The organism is Porphyromonas sp. COT-290 OH3588, assembly GCF_000769075.1.
Taxonomy (GTDB): Bacteria; Bacteroidota; Bacteroidia; order Bacteroidales; family Porphyromonadaceae; genus Porphyromonas.
The window spans coordinates 62,175-68,304 of record NZ_JRFC01000047.1 but is presented as its reverse complement, the minus strand read 5'-3'; the positions used below and the strand labels follow the sequence as shown (position 1 = coordinate 68,304).

At 48.3% G+C, this 6,130-nt stretch carries 3 protein-coding genes; 2 read left to right on the top strand and 1 reads right to left on the bottom strand.

Features of this window, described 5'->3' with window-relative positions; genetic code table 11:
• Positions 1 to 34 precede the first annotated feature (34 nt).
• Positions 35 to 904: an IS30 family transposase gene (locus tag HQ48_RS08860; protein ID WP_052409046.1), complete on the bottom strand. Its 870-nt coding sequence runs from the start codon at positions 902 to 904 to the stop codon at positions 35 to 37.
• 1,221 nt (positions 905 to 2,125) lie between these two features.
• Between HQ48_RS08860 and HQ48_RS08855 the strand changes: the two genes are divergently transcribed.
• Complete coding sequence (locus tag HQ48_RS08855; protein ID WP_044233214.1) at positions 2,126 to 4,063, top strand: DNA topoisomerase IV subunit B; 1,938 nt, start codon at positions 2,126 to 2,128, stop codon at positions 4,061 to 4,063.
• Positions 4,064 to 4,077: 14 nt separating this feature from the next.
• Positions 4,078 to 6,123, top strand: coding sequence for a family 20 glycosylhydrolase (locus HQ48_RS08850; RefSeq protein ID WP_044233213.1), 2,046 nt, complete (start codon positions 4,078 to 4,080; stop codon positions 6,121 to 6,123).
• Positions 6,124 to 6,130 lie beyond the last annotated feature (7 nt).

Sequence of the window (6,130 nt, the reverse complement as noted above, 5' to 3'; positions counted from 1 at the left end):
TGCACATTCCTCCTTCCAGCGCAACAATGTTGATCTAAGTTAGTCCTAAAACTTGGCTTGGCGTTAGGTATCCTAGCCGTTTTCTGGGTCTTCGATTAATTTTGTGTTGTATTTTGATACACATATCTTGACTTATTTGCTTGAAATCCATCTTCTTAGGGATGTATTGTCTTACGAGTTTATTGAATAATTCGACATGAGGTTTATCTGTAGAGCAGTAGGGGTGGGCAAAGTATACAGGCACTTTGAGCGCCTTCTCAATAATTTCATAACTAGAGAATTCGGTCCCGTTGTCCGTGGTAATGGTCTTCAGTAGCCCTCTTCTTGCTACCCCCTTCATTTCTTTGCTGACAAGTATAGCTAGTTTCTTGGCATTCTTGCCATGCTTGAGTTTTCGAATCATCCCGTATCCGGTGACTCTTTCTACCATTGTCAGTATGACATCTTGATTGTGTGCCCCGACAATAAGATCCATCTCCCAGTCTCCTATTCTCCCCTTATTTTGCACAATAGGATCTCTCTGCTCAATGCTCTTTTTATTGAGCTGCTTGGGGCTTGTAAGAAGTTTAGGGGTCTTACGTTTCTTTAGGGCATGTCGCGTATGCTTCCATAGATCACCTCCCATATTTTTGTCCTCATGGATATACTCATAGATACGAGACTTCCCTATCATAGGAATCTTATTTTGAGTGCAATACCCGGAGATTTGTTCGGGAGACCATTGCTCCACGGCGATATAGAAATTGACCTTCTTGCGTATTTCGGGAGTGAATTTAATCTTCCTCTTTCGGAAGCTACCTGCTTCGACAGCGTGTTTATGAGCCTTTAAGGGGCGGTAGTCCTGAAGCTCTCCTAAACGACGTATCTCCCGAGAAATCGTACTTTTGTGCACACTAANCAACATCAAAGCTATGAACGATTTTTGACAGGTGGCGGGCTAGCCCGCCACCTGTCGTTCTTATAACCATAGTGTTGCGTTAGAAAATGGAAAGTACAGAACGAAATGTCGAGAGTAGTTTCTACTGTATTATAGTAGGAGAGATAGTCCCTTGTATAGTTTTGGTGCTGTCGATGGCCATTGTCATACTTTCTGTGAATAACATTTGACCTTGGGCGATGAAGACACAACACAATCCCAGCAGAAGAAAGATAAATTTAGCTAGCATTCTAGTTCGATTATAGTTACTGATAGCAACACATCTATTCAATTATACTATCGAAACCTCTTAGAGATCCGCAAAAATAGTTAAAATATGAGCGTGACCTCTCGGTCATGCGTCAGCTCAGCAAGTCCAACATCTACCATAACTATTTCATCTTTAAGGTTAATTATTGTAAAAGGAATAGCGCCACTTTTGAGCGCAAATAGAATCAATTCCCCAAGCCTGATGAGTTCCTCTGGAGAAATTGAAGGACTAACTGGGAGGGATTCTAGGACAGATATGCTAGGATATATCCACTGATCTCAAAAGATTCATGGGAAGAAAACCCAAGAAGTGAGGTAGTATAACATAAAAACGACTTCAATAATCCTGCTATATATATGACTGTCAGCCTGTTGTAGAATAGGCGATTTAGGAGGGTATTGAAGGGTGGCCGGAGGTGAGGAGCCCAAACGAGGTTGAATGCAATCCTAGGCTTGCTAGAAGGCAAATATGCAGTTTATACTTTTTCTCCTCGCTACTCTTGTCTTTTCCCATTAATACTCCGAGAAGTGAGCGAAAATATAAATTGGACACCTAAATTTTCACATCGGACGATATCTCGATTATCAAAATGATTTCCATTAATCAATAGATTCAGGCTCAATATATTGCTCCATTTCCCGTGCTAGAGATGCAGCTAGTTTCTCCAGACAAGACGGCAGCTAATAGTAATCTGTATCAGAACTCTGGCTGGCTCATTCAAGCCAATACCGAAGCTCAAGAATAGAGCTTAGCCATTGGCTCTAACTTAGGATTATTATAAATTATCGCTCAAGGCGGTGCGTTAAGCTCCCTTTCAGCACACCGCCTTAGCTTTTTCGGAGCAACCAAAGCCGCTCCCTGTCTTGGGGGTATTCAGGTAATAGCCTTTTTTCGGTATATTTGCGCTTAAACTAAAAATATAGATAGAAAAACTAAGCATGAACGAATTGCCAGTTAGCTACAGCGATACAGACATCAAAACTCTCGAGTGGGACGAACACATACGTCGCCGCCCCGGTATGTATATCGGCAAGCTCGGTGATGGGTCACATGCCGACGACGGGATCTATGTCCTGCTCAAGGAGGTGCTCGACAATTCGATCGACGAGTTCGTCATGGGGGCCGGCAAGAAGATAGAGCTGACGATCGCCGAGGGGGAGGTCTGTGTGCGTGACTATGGTCGAGGTATTCCTCTGGGCAAGCTAGTCGATGCCACCAGCCGCATGAATACAGGGGGGAAGATCGACTCCAAAGCCTTCAAGAAATCGGTTGGGCTCAATGGTGTAGGGATTAAGGCAGTCAATGCACTCTCTGTGCTCTGCCAAGTAACCGCATGGCGCGATGGGCAAACCAAGTCTGTGCGCTATAGCCACGCCAAGCTACTTGAGGAGAGCCCATCGACACCCAGTGAGGTGATCAATGGCACAGAGGTGCGCTTCCGCCCAGACCCCGAGATCTTCAAAGGCTATCGCTATAGAGACGACTACGTCGAGGCGATGGTCAAAAACTACGTTTTCCTCAATATGGGCCTGAGCATCGTCTACAACGGCAAGCGCTACACCTCCAAGCGAGGACTGGTGGACCTGCTTGATGAGAATATGACGGGAGAGCCGCTCTATACGCCTATCCACTTCCGAGCGGACGACATCGAGATTGTGCTCACTCATGCCAATCAGTACGGCGAGGAGTTCTATAGCTTTGTCAATGGGCAGAATACAACCCAAGGAGGGACGCACCTCTCGGCTTTCCGAGAGGTTGTGGCTCGCGTCATCAAAGATTTCTATGGCAAGGGCTTCGAGTATAGCGATATTCGCAATGGTATGGTAGCCGCTATCAGTATTAAGGTCGAGGAACCAGTCTTCGAGAGCCAAACGAAGACGAAGCTAGGATCTAAGGATATGGGCCCCGAGGGACCAAGCATTCAGAAGTTTCTGAGCGACTTTCTCAGCCGAGAACTAGACAATTATCTACACAAGCACGCAGAAGATGCTGCCACACTACTGCAAAAGATTCAGGATAATGAGCGTGAGCGCAAGTCGATGAGTGGGGTAGCCAAGCTTGCCCGTGAGCGTGCCAAGAAGGCTAGTCTACACAACAAGAAGCTACGAGACTGCACCATCCACTACAACGACCCCAAGGCCAAGGAGCCAGAGCTCACGAGCCTCTTCATCACCGAGGGAAACTCTGCCAGTGGCTCTATTACGACCTGCCGAGATCCCAAGTATCAAGCTGTCTTTAGTCTGCGAGGTAAACCGCTCAACTGCTACGGCAAAAACAAGAAGATTGTCTATGAGAACGAAGAGTTCAATCTGCTACAAGCGGCCTTGAATATCGAAGATGGTCTTGATGGTCTACGCTACAACCGCATTATCATCGCTACCGATGCCGATGACGATGGCATGCACATTCGTCTGCTGATTATGACTTTCTTCTTGCAGTTCTTCCCCGAGCTGGTACGCCGTGGGCATCTCTATATTCTAGAGACGCCACTCTTCCGTGTCTTCCTACCCAAAGAAGCTAAGCGAGGCGATAGCTTCGCCGACAAGACCGCTACAGCCACTAAGAAGCGAGGTGGTAAGCGTAAGGCGGAGAGCGAAGAAGAGCCACAGATAACCAATATCTACTGCTACAACGAGGCTGAGAAGCAGGCCGCTCTGCAGAGGCTGGGTAAGAAGGCTCTAGTAACCCGATTCAAGGGGCTAGGGGAGATTTCGCCCGAGCAGTTTAAGGAGTTCATCAGTGAGGAGCATATCAAGCTCGACCCTATTAAGCTCAAAAAAGAGGACAATCTGCAACACTTGCTCGACTTCTATATGGGTATGAATACCCCCGAGCGGCAAAATTTCATCATTGACAACCTCGTTACCGAGGACTAAATACCCCGATCTCTATGAGTAGCTCACGAGTTTGGATATTATTAGGGATACTCCTACTAGGGTTCGAGCCTTCTCTCACTGCCCAGCAGGAGCAATACCTCCTGCCTAGCCCCAAGCACTACACTAAGCTAGAGGGGGAGTTTAGGTCGAAGACTATTGCCATAGAGGCAGATGTACATGCCGAAACAGCCGTAGCGCTAATGCAGGAGAAGCTCTTCAAAGTCGGCTCAATGTATCCGACTAAGCTAACCATCAAACTAGTCGAGCATATTGATGAAGCACTCCTCAATCAGGAAGAGGCCTATCGTCTAGTAATTAGCCCCAAAGGGATCGCTATTGAGTCTGCGTCACGAGCTGGAGCCTATCGAGCTCTACAGACGCTTAGACAACTGATAGATGCTACTGCTGGGCAAGCTCTCTCAGCTTGCCGAGTCGTGGACTGGCCCTCGTGGCGTATCAGAGGCTTCATGCACGATGTGGGACGGACGTACATCTCCATGGAGGAGCTAAAAAAACAGATTGCCCTCTTTGCTCGCTTCAAAATCAATGTCTTTCACTGGCACCTAACCGAGCATCAAGCATGGCGCCTAGAGAGTAAGGTCTACCCCGAGCTCAATAGCATCGCTGCTACCGAGCGTATGCCGGGACGATTCTATACACTAAATGAAGCCAGAGATTTGGTTCAGTGGTGCAAACAGCACGAGGTCCTACTAATTCCCGAGATAGATATGCCGGGACATAGCTCAGCTTTTGAGCGAGCTATGGGATTTGGGATGCAGACACCACAAGGGAAGGAAGTACTCAAGGTCCTTCTGCGTGAGGTAGCAGAGACCCTTGACGTCCCCTACATACATATAGGTACCGATGAGGTAGAGTTTACAGACCCAGAGTTTGTCCCTGAGATGGTGGCTTTCATTCGCTCCCTAGGCCGCAAGGTAATCTCGTGGAATCCGGGTTGGCAGTATAAGGCTGGCGAGATTGATATGACACAGCTCTGGAGCTATCGAGGCAAGGCACAGCACAGCATTCCTGCAATAGATAGCCGCCTGCACTACCTCAATCACTACGACCTCTTTGCCGACCCCATAGCGCTTTTTGGAAGTCGGATTCTTCGTCAAGATGAGGGTTCGCCCGACCATGCAGGGGCAATCGTTGCCATTTGGAATGATCGCTTCGCCCCCGACGAGCGAGGCATCACGGCGCAAAATAATCTCTATGCCTCTACCTTAGCTCTGGCCGAGCGTGCTTGGGTTGGGGGTGGCTATGGCTACTTCGATAGGGCAAGCTCCATTCTAGAGAGCCGTGAGCTACCTCTCTACAAGGCTTTTGCCGATTTTGAACGTCGCCTCTTGTGGTACAAAAGGCGTTACTTCGCCCAAGAGCCCTTCCCCTACGTGGCACAGACCCAAGCTAGCTGGGTAATCGTCGATCCTATATCCAACCAAGGAGACCTTGCTAAGGTCTTCCCGATAGAGACGCAGTACCTCAGTGATATACGCTCTGGTAGGCTCGCACCCCCTAGACAGAGACCTAGCTATACCTATGAGGGGCGAACTTATGGCTCAAGATCCTATCAAGGCTCAGGCTTCTACCTGCGTCACGTTTGGGGTAAGCGCATCATGCCGGGTGTCTATGAGCATCCCGAGGAGCAGCATACCGCTTACGCCATGGCTTGGGTGCATAGCCCTAAGGCACAAACTGCTGGACTAATCTTCGAAACGCAGAATTATAGTCGCAGCGAACCCGATTTGCCACCACCTCTAGGTCATTGGGACTACCGGCAGAGTCGTATTTGGATTAATGGTACATCTATCCCTGCTCCCAAGTGGACGAGTGTACATACCGAAGCCTCGCTGGAAACACCTCTAGGCAATGAGAATGCGACGGCTCGCCCACCTATCCCCGTACAGTTACGTGCAGGGTGGAATAGGGTGCTCGTCAAGCTACCTGTAGATTGCTTCGGCACGCCAGAGACACGTCTAGTCAAGTGGATGTTTACGGCGAGTCTTGTGAGCCTAGAAACTGGAGAGGCACTGCCCCTACGTTACCATACATTCTAATTTTCAA

Excerpts from the sequence above, each read along its gene's own strand:
- HQ48_RS08855 (WP_044233214.1), top strand. The coding sequence starts at position 2,126 with ATGAACGAATTGCCAGTTAGCTACAGCGATACAGACATCAAAACTCTC.
- HQ48_RS08850 (WP_044233213.1), top strand. The coding sequence starts at position 4,078 with ATGAGTAGCTCACGAGTTTGGATATTATTAGGGATACTCCTACTAGGG.